This window comes from Vallitaleaceae bacterium 9-2, assembly GCA_038396585.1.
GTDB lineage: Bacteria > Bacillota > Clostridia > Lachnospirales > Vallitaleaceae > UBA1351.
The window spans coordinates 149,446-163,044 of record CP121691.1; the positions used below are offsets into that span (position 1 = coordinate 149,446).

General features: G+C 40.6%; 9 protein-coding genes, 6 tRNA genes and 4 rRNA genes. All 19 read left to right on the plus strand.

Annotation, left to right across the window (positions count from 1 at the left end):
* The first annotated feature begins 69 nt into the window (after window positions 1-69).
* The 19 genes from glgA to rplI all read left to right on the plus strand — a co-directional run bounded on the left by glgA (window position 70) and on the right by rplI (window position 13,582).
* Entirely contained in the window at window positions 70-1,491 is a 1,422-nt protein-coding gene (glgA, locus tag QBE53_00695) for a glycogen synthase GlgA (protein ID WZL81660.1), read from the plus strand.
* 103 nt (window positions 1,492-1,594) lie between these two features.
* Complete coding sequence (locus QBE53_00700) at window positions 1,595-2,734, plus strand: DUF5711 family protein (protein ID WZL81661.1); 1,140 nt, start codon at window positions 1,595-1,597, stop codon at window positions 2,732-2,734.
* A 5-nt stretch (window positions 2,735-2,739) separates the two neighbouring features.
* The gene (locus QBE53_00705) at window positions 2,740-3,447 is read left to right on the plus strand and encodes a CvpA family protein (GenBank protein ID WZL81662.1); all 708 of its coding nucleotides are present in this window, start codon (window positions 2,740-2,742) and stop codon (window positions 3,445-3,447) included.
* Between the two features lie 322 nt (window positions 3,448-3,769).
* Window positions 3,770-5,296 (plus strand): 16S ribosomal RNA (locus QBE53_00710).
* A gap of 281 nt (window positions 5,297-5,577) precedes the next feature.
* A 5S ribosomal RNA gene (gene rrf, locus QBE53_00715) occupies window positions 5,578-5,695 on the plus strand.
* Window positions 5,696-5,755: 60 nt separating this feature from the next.
* Window positions 5,756-5,829, plus strand: a tRNA-Ile gene (locus QBE53_00720).
* Between the two features lie 18 nt (window positions 5,830-5,847).
* Window positions 5,848-5,920 (plus strand) — tRNA-Ala (locus tag QBE53_00725).
* Between the two features lie 175 nt (window positions 5,921-6,095).
* A 23S ribosomal RNA gene (locus QBE53_00730) occupies window positions 6,096-8,993 on the plus strand.
* A gap of 78 nt (window positions 8,994-9,071) precedes the next feature.
* A tRNA-Asn gene (locus QBE53_00735) sits at window positions 9,072-9,143 on the plus strand.
* Window positions 9,144-9,151: 8 nt separating this feature from the next.
* Window positions 9,152-9,223: transfer RNA gene (locus QBE53_00740), tRNA-Glu, on the plus strand.
* Window position 9,224: 1 nt separating this feature from the next.
* A 5S ribosomal RNA gene (gene rrf, locus QBE53_00745) occupies window positions 9,225-9,342 on the plus strand.
* The 16S, 23S and 5S rRNA genes sit together here with 6 tRNA genes alongside, the layout of an rRNA operon.
* Window positions 9,343-9,371: 29 nt before the next feature.
* Window positions 9,372-9,442: transfer RNA gene (locus QBE53_00750), tRNA-Cys, on the plus strand.
* 10 nt (window positions 9,443-9,452) lie between these two features.
* Window positions 9,453-9,526, plus strand: a tRNA-Met gene (locus QBE53_00755).
* Between the two features lie 76 nt (window positions 9,527-9,602).
* Window positions 9,603-9,788 carry a DUF951 domain-containing protein gene (locus QBE53_00760; GenBank protein WZL83248.1) on the plus strand — a complete coding sequence of 62 codons (186 nt, stop codon included), beginning with the start codon at window positions 9,603-9,605 and terminating at the stop codon, window positions 9,786-9,788.
* Between the two features lie 114 nt (window positions 9,789-9,902).
* Window positions 9,903-10,190, plus strand: coding sequence for a 30S ribosomal protein S6 (gene rpsF, locus QBE53_00765; protein ID WZL81663.1), 288 nt, complete (start codon window positions 9,903-9,905; stop codon window positions 10,188-10,190).
* 21 nt (window positions 10,191-10,211) lie between these two features.
* Complete coding sequence (locus QBE53_00770) at window positions 10,212-10,670, plus strand: single-stranded DNA-binding protein (protein ID WZL81664.1); 459 nt, start codon at window positions 10,212-10,214, stop codon at window positions 10,668-10,670.
* Between the two features lie 36 nt (window positions 10,671-10,706).
* Complete coding sequence (gene rpsR / locus QBE53_00775) at window positions 10,707-10,946, plus strand: 30S ribosomal protein S18 (protein ID WZL81665.1); 240 nt, start codon at window positions 10,707-10,709, stop codon at window positions 10,944-10,946.
* Between the two features lie 153 nt (window positions 10,947-11,099).
* A complete protein-coding gene (locus QBE53_00780) occupies window positions 11,100-13,139 on the plus strand; it encodes a DHH family phosphoesterase (protein ID WZL81666.1) in 2,040 nt (679 codons plus the stop codon).
* Window positions 13,136-13,582: a 50S ribosomal protein L9 gene (gene rplI / locus QBE53_00785; GenBank protein ID WZL81667.1), complete on the plus strand. Its 447-nt coding sequence runs from the start codon at window positions 13,136-13,138 to the stop codon at window positions 13,580-13,582. Before QBE53_00780 ends, rplI begins: the two co-directional genes overlap by 4 nt.
* Window positions 13,583-13,599 lie beyond the last annotated feature (17 nt).

Here is a 13,599-nt window from a genome sequence, read left to right on the forward strand (position 1 = left end):
CAGAGTGATTTACAATATGTTATAATAAGTATGATAGTGACCACAAAATGATTTTTGAGAGGTAAAAACATGAAAATTCTATTTGTATCGTCAGAGACTGTACCATATGCTGCCTCAGGTGGATTGGCAGACGTGGCTGAAGCATTGCCAATAGCTTTAAAAGAAGAAGGCGTTGACATTATTCGTGTTATGCCAAAATATAGAGCCGTAGAGGATAACTATGCATTAAAGCGAGAATTTAGTTTCATTGTAGAAGCAGGTGGGCAGGCAAAAGTTGCGGATGTATATGCGCTTAATTACGATGGAGTTTTAACATATTTTATTGGAAACACAGATTATTTTGAACGCGATGGACTCTATGGATATACAGATGATGATGAGCGGTTTGGATTTTTTTGCAAGGCAACATTAGAGATGCTAATGTTTCTAGACTTGAAACCGGACGTAATTCATTTGAATGACTGGCAGTCGGCTTTGATTGCCCTATTTATGAAAAAAGAATATTACCATTTGGATTTTTATCACAATATTCGTTTAATGTTTACTATACATAACCTTCAGTATCAAGGTGTATTTGATAAGAGTGTGTTGGATGACTTGAACTTGCCGACAAAATACTTTAACATGGATGCAATTGAGTACCATGGGAAGGTATGTTATATGAAGGCTGGAATTGTGTATGCAGACTTGGTAACGACGGTCAGTAAAACCTATGCACGTGAAATTCAGACACCATGGTATGGATATGGACTTGACGGTTTACTTCGAAAATATACCGATAAAATATATGGAATCGTTAATGGAATCTATTATGACAAATATGACCCGGCTGTAGATGAAGCGCTTGAATATAATTTTAATGTTGAGAATTTTATTCAGATGAAACCAAAGCAAAAGGCAAGCTTTCAGAGGGAGCTGGGACTTCCGGAACGTGACGTTCCTTTATTAGGAGTGGTAACGCGTTTAGCAGAACAAAAAGGTGTTGACCTTATTATCCAAGCGATGGAACGCTTACTTAATCAAGATGTACAGTTTGTCATTCTTGGTTCGGGAGATTATTTCTATGAAAGTCGATTGAAAAAATTAGAAAGCGAGCACCCAGATAAAGTGAGCGCTAATATTTTATTTAATCAAGGCTTGGCACGACGTATATATGGCTCTGTAGATATCTTCTTAATGCCATCACTGTTTGAACCATGCGGACTATCACAACTATATAGTCTAAGATATGGAACAGTTCCAGTGGTAAGGCGTACTGGAGGATTGGGAGATACGATTATCGATTATAATGAAAATCGAGAGCAAAGTACAGGGTTTTTATTTAAAAATTATAATAGTGATGAGTTTGTTCAAGCGATACAAGAAGCAATGACATTGTACGAGAATAAAGATGCATGGAATGCACTGGTTGAACGTGGAATGCGTACAAGATTCTCATGGAATAAAGCAGCAAAAGAGTATATTGAACAATATGAACGTATCATGGAATAAAAAGTGATGCAATGTATAAGCTCCATCAAATGAAGTGGTGATTCATCAGAGAGTTTGAGAATCACTGCTTTTTTTATACTAGAGAGACTAAAGTTGGTGAATAATGAAAAATAAGAGTATATATGTATTTGGAATATTAGTGTTTATCGTGATGACGAGCTTAATCTATACGTTTGTCATCCGCCCCCAGTACTACCGCTTTAATGGCGGTGAAGTTTATTTTAAAACGATTGATACCCAGGTTTTTGAAGATGTATATATTCAGATGGCAGTTATTGATGATGCTATTTTTTTGTGTAGCAAAAACGGGCTGATTAAAAAGAATCTTGAAAATAAAAATGTTTGGAGCAAAAGCTTCTATATTGAAACACCATATATGGTTCATTCTGGAAATTATATTGCAGTAGCAGATATTATGAAGAAGTCGGCATATGTATTTAATGATAAAGGCTTTTTGTTTGAGGTCAAAGAAGATTGGCCGATTATTGATATTAACATTAACAGTGAAGGATTCTTAACAACAGTGATGGAGGGAAAGTCTCAACACTTCATTAATTATTATAATGATCAAGGAGAACTTACAGTCGGTAGAGGGACGCGTTTTATTGAGGATGGATACCCTATTGCAGTAGATACGTCCAATGATTTAAACAAAATGGTTGCATCATATTTAAATATAGGAAATAATCGATTACAGACACAAATCGCCTTTTTCAATTTTGAAGAGCAATATGACCAGATGGGAGAAAAAATTGTTGGTGGATTCACGTATGAAAACACCCTGCCGGTAGAAGTCTTTTGGGTTGATAATGAAACGGTGATTTCTATTTTAGACGAATCCATTCAGATTTTTGATGCTCTTAACGAACCAAAACAAATCGCAGAAATTCCTCTCGAAGCGGAAATTCTTGAAGTCGAAGTTACAGATGATGAGTTGATTGTATTGTTTGGTAAGGCGAATCAATACAGTGAAAGTGATTATGCAAAGAGTGTATGTGTCTTTGACTTTCAAGGCAACTTGCTGATTAAGCATCAATTTGAAGAAGAGATTAAGGGGATTACAAGTAACCCTGAACATTATTTTATCATAACACAATCAAAAATTATCAAATTAGATAGAAAAAAACGCATATGGTTTACGTCGACATACTCAGAATTTTATAAGTTTTATGAAGTCAACAAAACAACATATATTGCACAAAGTGATTATGGATATACAATTTTAAAAATTAAGGAAAGGTGAAACAAATGAATACACTTGATATTATTTTGCTCATTATCCTTGCCGGTTCTATATTATATGGATTTGGCAAAGGGTTTATAAAAACACTATATAGTGCGCTCTCTTTAATTATTGCATTCGGGATTACATACTATTTGTATCCGGTGATAACCAAGTTTGTAATGACAAAAACAACAATCCACGAAAATTTATCTTTGAAAATTGCAGATTCGTTTAATTTCGGAGAGATTTTCATGGGGCTATCTGGAAAAGAAGAACAATATGATGCAATCAATTTATTGAATATTCCGGATGTGCTTAAGATGATGCTCAAAGAAAATAATAATATTGAAGGCTTTGGACGTGTGGGCGCCACAACATTTAATGAATATGTCAGTGGCATGCTGGCAAATGTTGTATTAAATATTTTAATATTTATTATTTTACTTATTGTAGTTATTATTGTTCTTGCTGTTGTCGTTAATATATTGGACCTTGTAGCAAAGTTACCATTCTTAAATATGACAAATAAATTGGCGGGAAGTTTGTTGGGATTTGGACTAGGGTGCGTAATTGTTATTATATTTATAGGGATTATTTCTTTGATGATTACGGTTACCAACAATCAAGAACTAGTACAGTTAATGGAGGAATCCGTTATTGCAGGATATGTTTATGAATATAATCCAATCATACATTACCTAGACCAAGCAAGTATTTTGATAAAAAAATAAAAAAAGATTAAATATAGTATTGACACAAGTATACAGCGATGCTATAATACATTTCGCTGGTCAAGTGAGCCACACAAACAAATGAGGCAAACACAACAGCGAAAGAACATTTAAAAAAAAGAAATTAAAAAAGCTGTTGACAATCGAGAGAAGATATGATATTATAATCTTCGCTGACAAAAACAGCGAAACGCAAAAAAAATACCAAATGAACATTTGATAATTGAATAGTGAAGTAAACCAAGTTATACCAAACAATTCTTGAGAGATCAAGTAACAGTAATAGCGAACAGCTAGTGTTTAAGCGAGGATAAAAAACTTTTAATTTGAGAGTTTGATCCTGGCTCAGGATGAACGCTGGCGGCGTGCCTAACACATGCAAGTCGAGCGAGAAGGCTTTGACGGAATCTTCGGATGACGGATGAGCTGGAGAGCGGCGGACGGGTGAGTAACGCGTGGGTAACCTGCCCTATGGAGGGGGATAACTAAGAGAAATCTTAGCTAATACCGCATAAGCGCACAGTATCGCATGATACAGTGTGAAAAACTCCGGTGCCATAGGATGGACCCGCGTCAGATTAGCTAGTTGGTGAGATAAAAGCTCACCAAGGCGACGATCTGTAGCCGACCTGAGAGGGTGATCGGCCACATTGGGACTGAGACACGGCCCAAACTCCTACGGGAGGCAGCAGTGGGGGATATTGCACAATGGGCGAAAGCCTGATGCAGCAACGCCGCGTGAAGGAAGACGGTTTTCGGATTGTAAACTTCTATCAGCAGGGAAGAAAATGACGGTACCTGACTAAGAAGCCCCGGCTAACTACGTGCCAGCAGCCGCGGTAATACGTAGGGGGCAAGCGTTATCCGGAATTACTGGGTGTAAAGGGTACGTAGGCGGCCCATTAAGTCAGATGTGAAAGCCCGGAGCTCAACTCCGGGATTGCATTTGAAACTGGTGGGCTAGAGTACAGGAGAGGAAAGTGGAATTCCTAGTGTAGCGGTGAAATGCGTAGATATTAGGAAGAACACCAGTGGCGAAGGCGGCTTTCTGGACTGTAACTGACGCTGAGGTACGAAAGCGTGGGGAGCGAACAGGATTAGATACCCTGGTAGTCCACGCCGTAAACGATGAATGCTAGGTGTCGGGAGTCGAATCTCGGTGCCGCAGTTAACGCAATAAGCATTCCACCTGGGGAGTACGGTCGCAAGACTGAAACTCAAAGGAATTGACGGGGGCCCGCACAAGCGGTGGAGCATGTGGTTTAATTCGAAGCAACGCGAAGAACCTTACCAAATCTTGACATCCTTCTGACCGTCTTTTAATCGAGACTTTCCTTCGGGACAGAAGTGACAGGTGGTGCATGGTTGTCGTCAGCTCGTGTCGTGAGATGTTGGGTTAAGTCCCGCAACGAGCGCAACCCTTATCTTTAGTAGCCAGCATTTCGGATGGGAACTCTAGAGAGACTGCCGGGGATAACTCGGAGGAAGGTGGGGATGACGTCAAATCATCATGCCCCTTATGATTTGGGCTACACACGTGCTACAATGGCGGATACAAAGAGAAGCGACAGGGTGACCTTAAGCAAACCTCATAAAGTCCGTCCCAGTTCGGATTGTAGTCTGCAACTCGACTACATGAAGTTGGAATCGCTAGTAATCGCAGATCAGAATGCTGCGGTGAATACGTTCCCGGGCCTTGTACACACCGCCCGTCACACCATGGAAGTTGGAAGCGCCCAACGCCAGTGACCCAACCGTAAGGAGGGAGCTGTCTAAGGCGAAATCAATGACTAGGGTGAAGTCGTAACAAGGTAGCCGTATCGGAAGGTGCGGCTGGATCACCTCCTTTCTAAGGAAGAACTTAGACCTGAGGGTTTAAGATGAGCAGCAGAGACTGCCGTCGTGGTAACGACGTCAAAAAACATACAACAAGCCGAAAGGCAACTCGCAAACACGGTAGAGCGAGATTTACTTCACTATTGAGTTATTAAAAGTAACTTACAATTTAATAACATCTAAGAGAAAACTTGGAAGCTTTCCTCTCGATGTATGCAAGCATACATCTGCCGGAAAGAATAAACTAGAAGTTCATGAAGAACTGAAAGTTCTAAGTTTTTCATAGAAAAACTCTTAGGTGGCGATGCGTCCTCGGGAAACACCCGTTCCCATACCGAACACGATGGTTAAGCCTTGGACGGCCGATGGTACTTGGTTGGTAACGACCTGGGAGAGTAGGTGGCTGCCTATTTATAAAAAAATAAACATGAATTATATACATTCACTTTGTTTAAAAAAGACATTCTAACTGGGGCGCATAGCTCAGCCGGTTAGAGCGCACGCCTGATAAGCGTGAGGTCGGTGGTTCGAGTCCACTTGTGCCCACTCGGAAACAATGTGTATGGGGGTATAGCTCAGTTGGGAGAGCACCTGCCTTGCAAGCAGGGGGTCAGGAGTTCGAATCTCCTTATCTCCATTCGACAGGGAACTGTCGTATGAAAGTAGTGAATGAACATTGAAAACTACATATCGAAAAGTCAAAATAAACAAACCTATTTATTTAATAACGAAGGTTTATACGTAAACCGAAATTAAGAATAGAAAAGAACCAAAGAGCATACACAATTGTATTAAACTCTTAAGCAAGCTACGTTCAAGCTAATAAGAGCATAGGGTGGATGCCTTGGCACTAGGAGCCGAAGAAGGTCGTGATAAGCTGCGAAAAGCTTTGGGGAGGCGCAAATAGCCATTGATCCAGAGATTACCGAATGGGGAAACCTGGCTGGGAAGATCCCAGTTACTACTGAGTGAATACATAGCTTAGTAGGGGGAACCCGGGGAACTGAAACATCTAAGTACCCGGAGGAAGAGAAAGAAACATCGATTTCCTAAGTAGCGGCGAGCGAAAGGGAAAGAGGCCAAACCTGTGAACCTAGTTCATAGGGGTTCGGACTGCAGACGGTATTAACAAAGATTAGTCGAAATGTTTTGGAAGAGCATGTCAAAGAGGGTGAGAACCCCGTAGACGAAAGTTTGAGTTAGCCAGCAGGATCCAGAGTAGCGCGAGACACGAGAAACCTTGCGTGAATGAGCGGGGACCACCCCGTAAGCCTAAATACTACCTAGTGACCGATAGCGCATAGTACTGTGAAGGAAAGGTGAAAAGAACCCCGGGAGGGGAGTGAAAGAGAACCTGAAACCCTATGTTTACAAGCAGTCGAAGCACGTTAAAGTGCGACGGCGTACTTTTTGTAGAACGGTCCGGCGAGTTACGATTGCAGGCAAGGTTAAGCATTAAAGATGTGGAGCCGAAGGGAAACCAAGTCTTAATAGGGCGTCAAGTCAGTAGTCGTAGACCCGAAACCGGGTGACCTATCCATGTGCAGGTTGAAGTTACCGTAAAAGGTAATGGAGGACCGAACTCACATCTGTTGAAAAAGGTGGAGATGACGTGTGGATAGCGGAGAAATTCCAATCGAACCCGGAGATAGCTGGTTCTCCTCGAAATAGCTTTAGGGCTAGCCTTGATTTAGTCTAATGGAGGTAGAGCACTGAATTGCCTAGGGGGCTTCACAGCTTACCGAAGCATATCAAACTCCGAATGCCATATAGATGATGATCAGGAGTCAGACTATCGGAGATAAGTTCGATAGTCAAAAGGGAAAGAGCCCAGACCACCAGCTAAGGTCCCAAAGTGCGTGTTAAGTGGAAAAGGATGTGAGATTTCGAAGACAACTAGGATGTTGGCTTAGAAGCAGCCATGCATTCAAAGAGTGCGTAATAGCTCACTAGTCGAGAGGTCTTGCGCCGAAAATGTCCGGGGCTAAAACACGCCACCGAAGCTGTGGATTGGTACGTAAGTATCAGTGGTAGAGGAGCATTCTTAGATTGGAGAAGCTGTACCGTAAGGAGCAGTGGAGAGCTAAGAAGAGAGAATGCCGGAATGAGTAGCGAGAGAGAAGTGAGAATCTTCTCGGCCGAATATCTAAGGTTTCCAGAGTAAAGCTGATCTTCTCTGGGTAAGTCGGGACCTAAGGTGAGGGCGAAAGCCGTAGCCGATGGACAACTAGTTGAAATTCTAGTACCGCATATAAACAGAACTGTGGGGACGCAGGAGGATAACAAGAGCCAGGAAAGGAAAAACTGGTGCAAGCACAAAGGCCGTTGGATAGGCAAATCCGTCCAACTTAAGGTTGAAGTGTGACGCGGATCGAATTAAAGTAGAGAAGCTTGTGAATCCATACTGCCAAGAAAAGCCGCTATTGTTTTATATGTGCCCGTACCGCAAACCGACACAGGTAGATGAGGAGAGAATCCTAAGGCCGACGGGAGAAGCGTTGTTAAGGAACTCGGCAAAATGACCCCGTAACTTCGGGAGAAGGGGTGCCATCTTCGGATGGCCGCAGAGAATAGGCCCAAGCGACTGTTTAGCAAAAACACAGGTCTCTGCAAAACCGAAAGGTGAAGTATAGGGGCTGACGCCTGCCCGGTGCTGGAAGGTTAAGGGGAAGGATTAGCGTAAGCGAAGTCTAGAACTTAAGCCCCAGTAAACGGCGGCCGTAACTATAACGGTCCTAAGGTAGCGAAATTCCTTGTCGGGTAAGTTCCGACCCGCACGAAAGGCGTAACGATTTGGGCACTGTCTCGACAACGCGCCCGGTGAAGTTGTAGTACCGGTGAAGATGCCGGTTACCCGCGACAGGACGGAAAGACCCCATGGAGCTTTACTCTAGCTTGATATTGGGATTCGATGTTACATGTACAGGATAGGAGGGAGGCTTTGAAGCGAGGACGCCAGTCTTCGTGGAGCCACTGTTGGGATACCTCTCTTGTAATATTGGATTTCTAACCTAGCACCCTAAACGGGTGTGGGGACACTGTCAGGTGGGGAGTTTGACTGGGGCGGTCGCCTCCGAAAGTGTATCGGAGGCGCTCAAAGGTCTTCTCAGAATGGTTGGAAATCATTCGCAGAGTGCAAAGGCATAAGAAGGCTTGACTGTGACACCGACGGGTGGAGCAGGTAGGAAACTAGGACTTAGTGATCCGGTGGTATGAAAGTGGGATTGCCATCGCTCAACGGATAAAAGCTACCCTGGGGATAACAGGCTTATCACTCCCAAGAGTTCACATCGACGGAGTGGTTTGGCACCTCGATGTCGGCTCATCGCATCCTGGGGCTGTATTCGGTCCCAAGGGTTGGGCTGTTCGCCCATTAAAGCGGTACGCGAGCTGGGTTCAGAACGTCGTGAGACAGTTCGGTCCCTATCCGTCGTGGGCGCAAGATATTTGAGAGGAGCTGTCCTTAGTACGAGAGGACCGGGATGGACTGACCGCTGGTGTATCTGTTGTCTTACCAAAGGCATAGCAGAGTAGCCAAGTCGGGAAGGGATAAACGCTGAAGGCATCTAAGCGTGAAGCCCCCCTCAAGATAAGATATCTCATCCTTAATGGAGTAAGATCCCTGGAAGACGACCAGGTTGATAGGCTAGGTGTGTAAGCATGGTAACATGTTCAGCTGACTAGTACTAATAGATCGAGGGCTTGAACCAAAGCGAGCTTAAGAGTTTTAATAGAGTTGTGTATGAAGTGAAGTTTGACTTTAGAATGTAGAAGATTTTAGATAATAGTCCTCAATAGCTCAATGGTAGAGCACTCGGCTGTTAACCGAGGGGTTGTTGGTTCGAGTCCAACTTGGGGAGTTTAATAAGGCCCGTTGGTCAAGCGGTTAAGACACCGCCCTTTCACGGCGGTAACAGGGGTTCGATTCCCCTACGGGTCATTTTGGTGGCGATGCGTCCTTGGGAAACACCCGTTCCCATCCCGAACACGATGGTTAAGCCTTGGACGGCCGATGGTACTTGGTTGGTAACGACCTGGGAGAGTAGGTGGCTGCCAATTTTACATATAATCATTTATGAAAAACATATGGCGCCATAGCCAAGTGGTAAGGCAGAGGTCTGCAACACCTTCATCACCAGTTCAAATCTGGTTGGCGCCTTAACAACTAACGCGGAGTGGAGCAGTCTGGAAGCTCGTCGGGCTCATAACCCGAAGGTCAGAGGTTCAAATCCTCTCTCCGCAACTACTTTTAAGATTGTTGTCCTAGCATGAGCTAGTCAACAGTCTTTTTTTGAAATTTTGTGAGAAAGGAGCATATTATTATGGAGATTGAAATCGGAGATATTTTAACGCTAAAGAAAAAGCACCCATGTGGATCTAATGAATGGAAAGTTTTACGTGTGGGCATGGACTTAAGAATTAAATGTCTTGGTTGTGATCATATGGTAATGGTTCCAAGAAATAAAATTACAAAAAATATTAAAAGTATACGAAAAGAACAATAATTTTAGTTGTACAAGTATTGCTTATTATATAAAGATATGATAGAATATATACTTGTGACAATATCCTTGCTTTTATGTATATGTAAAGGCCAAAGACCATAAGGAGGTGTAAGAATGAACCAATACGAATTAGCATTAGTCATTAACGGAAAAGTTACAGAAGAAGTCAGAGATGAAGCTCTTGAGACTGTTAAGTCTACAATTGAACGTTTCGGCGGTAAAATTGCTAAAGTTGACGATTGGGGAAAGAGAAGATTAGCTTATGAAATCCAAAAGATTCGTGAAGGATTTTATTACTTCATTACTTTTGATGCAGAAGCTGACTCTCCGGCTCAAATTGAACAACGTGTTCGCATTATGGAAACGGTACTACGTTTCTTAATTGTAAAAGTTGAAGAATAATCCAAAAAAGGGGGAAACTCGATGAATAAAGTTATATTAATGGGAAGATTGACACGCGATCCTGAAGTAAGGTATTCGCAAGGGGCAGAGCCACTTGCAATTGCTAGATATTCATTAGCAGTTAATCGACGCTTTAAACGAGATGGTGAACCCGATGCGGATTTTATCAACATTGTTGCTTTTGGAAGAAATGCTGAGTTTGCTGAAAAGTTTTTCCAAAAGGGACAACAAGTATCTGTAGTAGGACATATTCAGACAGGAAGCTATGAAAAAGATGGCGTTCGTCGTTATACGACAGATATTGTTGTTGAAGAACAGCATTTTGCTGAGTCTAAGCGAAGTTTTGAAGAACGAATGGGTGGTCAAAGCTCAAATAATTCATACAATGAAGCACCAATGTCAAAGCCCCAATCAAATGGGAATGTTGATGGTTTTGTTTCAGTGGATGACGACTTTGATGATGATGATATACCATTCTAAACAGTCAATATAGAATAAGAATAAGGAGGTTTCATTATGGCTTTTGATCGACGTAATAATCCTAGACGTAGAAGAAAAAAAGTTTGCGCATTTTGCCAAGACAAATCAACTACAATAGATTATAAAGATATTAATAAGTTAAGAAGATTTGTATCTGAACGTGGAAAAATTTTACCTCGTAGAATTACAGGTACATGTGCAAAGCACCAACGTGCTTTAACTGTTGCAATCAAGAGAGCAAGACATATTGCTTTATTGGCTTATACAGTCGAATAATATATTAGATTATTATTAGGGTAATCTTATCATAAAAAGCTGATAGCGTATGCTGTCAGCTTTTTTAATATAGACAACATCATTCTTGGTAATTTATTCAATTAATGCTATAATAGGATAGGTTGTATAATTTACGTGATGGAAAGGAAAAATATGAGTAGAAAAAAAGTGAAGCTAGGATTTCGAATGCATATTTTTATTATTTGGCCATTATTGAGCTGTTTAATTTTATTTATACTATCTGCACATGCGATTAAGGTTGAACGATCCTTCGGTGTGGTGGCATTGGTCGCCGCCTTTTTCAATTTGATTGTATTTAGCATTATGTATTTTTTTACACGGAGACATTTAGTTAAAGAAACATTTGAATTGTCAACACAGATAAGTGATATTCAAAAAGAGCATTTGATACATTTTGAGATTCCACATTGCTTATTAGATCCTGAAGGAAACATCGCATGGTCAAATGATGCATTTTATGATTTGGTAGAAGACCCAAAAAATATCGGAAAATCGATATCAGAGTACTTTGAAGCGATAAAAGATCAAGAGTATCCGACGTATGAGCAGCCGGTTGAGTTTGAACTGACATATAATAAAAGAACGCTTCGCTTCTCCATGCATCAACACCATATGGAGACGGAACATTCAGCCTTACTACAAAAACCTGTTAATTTTTCGTATTATAGTGTGTATATATATGATATAACTGTGCAAAAAAGATTAGAGTTGATTAATAATCAGCAAAAAACAGTCATTAGCTATATATATGTGGATAATTACGAAGAAATTCTGCAAAGTATTGAAGAAGTTCGTCGCCCATTGCTGGTTGCTTTGATTGATCGTAACTTAAATGCAATGGCAAAAGATGTCTCAGGTATTTTAAGTAAAATTGAAAAAGATAAATATATTTTTATTTTTCAAAAGAAGTATGTGCGAAAATTAGCAGAAGAAAAATACAAAATTTTAGATGATATTCGTGAGATAAGTATAGGCAATGAGTTACCTGTTACCATAAGTATTGGTGTTGGTATTCATGAGCATAGTTACACAACAGCACAAGAATATGCAAGGACAGCTATTGATTTAGCCCTAGGACGAGGTGGGGATCAAGCCGTCATCAAAAACAATGATAAATTTTCATTTTATGGCGGACGAACTCGAGGCGTTGAAACGAATACGCGCGTTAAGGCACGGATTAAATCTTACGCATTTCGTGAACTCATTACGGAAGCCGATAACGTTATTGTTATGGGGCATCAACTAGGCGATTTAGATTCACTTGGGGCCGCTATGGGTGTGTATGCATGTGCAAGACTTTTAGATAAAAAGGTTAACATTGTATTAAATACAGTTACAACGGCCATTAAAGTATTACACGATCAGATTAAAGCAAGTGATCATTTTCCAGATGATATTTTTGTGACAGGACCTAAAAGTATTGAATTATGTGGATCCAATACATTGGTGGTTATTGTTGATGTTAATCGACCCAGTTATTTAGAGTATCCAGATTTAATTAAATATACGAATAATGTTGTGGTCTTTGACCATCATCGCGTCAGTACAGAATATATCGAACCCAGTGTACTAAGTTATATTGAGCCATATGCTTCTTCAACATCAGAGATGATCACAGAGATTTTAAGATATATTACGGATAAGGTAAAATTAGATCCGTTAGAAGCAGATGCCCTTTTTGCAGGGATATCAGTAGATACAAAAAATTTCATTATTAAAACAGGGGTTAAGACTTTTGAGGCTGCGGCTTTCTTAAAGCGTAATGGGGCGGACTTAATACGTGTACGAAAGTTTTTCCAAAATGATATGGAAACATATAAGGCAAAAGCCAGTGCAGTGAAAGATGCCATCATATACCGAGAAAAGATAGCCATATCTCAAAGTCCGGCGAGTGGATCAAATCCAACCCTAGCTGCGGCACAAGCAGCCGATGAGTTATTAAATATCTCTGGAATTAAAGCTTCTTTTGTACTAACGCAGATGAATGATATTATCTATATAAGTGCACGATCGTTTGATGCTGTCAATGTACAATTAATTATGGAAAAACTTGGCGGTGGTGGACATTTAAGTGTTGCTGGCGCTCAATTAGAAAATATATCGCTTGATGAAGCTGTCATCGTGCTTCAAAAAGCTATTGATGAATTTTTAGAGGAAGGTGTAGAAGAATGAAAGTAATTTTATTAGAAGATGTTAGAAAAGTTGGTAAAAAAGGTGAACTTATCGAAGTGAAGGATGGTTTTGCGCGCAATGTCTTATTTAGAAAAAATCAAGCAGTTGAAGCAACCAATGACGCGATTAACCAACTAGAACTAAAGAAAAAAGCCGATAAAAAACGTCGACAAGAAGAGTTAGAAGAAGCTAAAGCATTAGGACAAAAAATAAAAGATATGACGGTGACTATTCCGATAAAAACAGGTGAAGGAGGACGGGTATTTGGATCCGTATCTTCAAAAGAAATCATAAAAGCAGTTAAGGAACAACATGCTTTAGAAGTGGATAAGAAAAAATTAGTCTTAAAAGAACCACTTAAATCATTAGGAACTCATGTTATACCGATTAAGTTACATCCAAAAGTGACAACTGAAATTAATGTCAAAGTTGTCGAAGAATAGAAATGACTTGAGGTGAA

Coding starts and splice junctions, on each gene's coding strand:
- rpsR (WZL81665.1), top strand. CDS start 10,707: ATGGCTTTTGATCGACGTAATAATCCTAGACGTAGAAGAAAAAAAGTT.
- rplI (WZL81667.1), top strand. CDS start 13,136: ATGAAAGTAATTTTATTAGAAGATGTTAGAAAAGTTGGTAAAAAAGGT.
- QBE53_00780 (WZL81666.1), top strand. CDS start 11,100: ATGAGTAGAAAAAAAGTGAAGCTAGGATTTCGAATGCATATTTTTATT.
- QBE53_00700 (WZL81661.1), top strand. CDS start 1,595: ATGAAAAATAAGAGTATATATGTATTTGGAATATTAGTGTTTATCGTG.
- glgA (WZL81660.1), top strand. CDS start 70: ATGAAAATTCTATTTGTATCGTCAGAGACTGTACCATATGCTGCCTCA.
- QBE53_00770 (WZL81664.1), top strand. CDS start 10,212: ATGAATAAAGTTATATTAATGGGAAGATTGACACGCGATCCTGAAGTA.
- QBE53_00705 (WZL81662.1), top strand. CDS start 2,740: ATGAATACACTTGATATTATTTTGCTCATTATCCTTGCCGGTTCTATA.
- rpsF (WZL81663.1), top strand. CDS start 9,903: ATGAACCAATACGAATTAGCATTAGTCATTAACGGAAAAGTTACAGAA.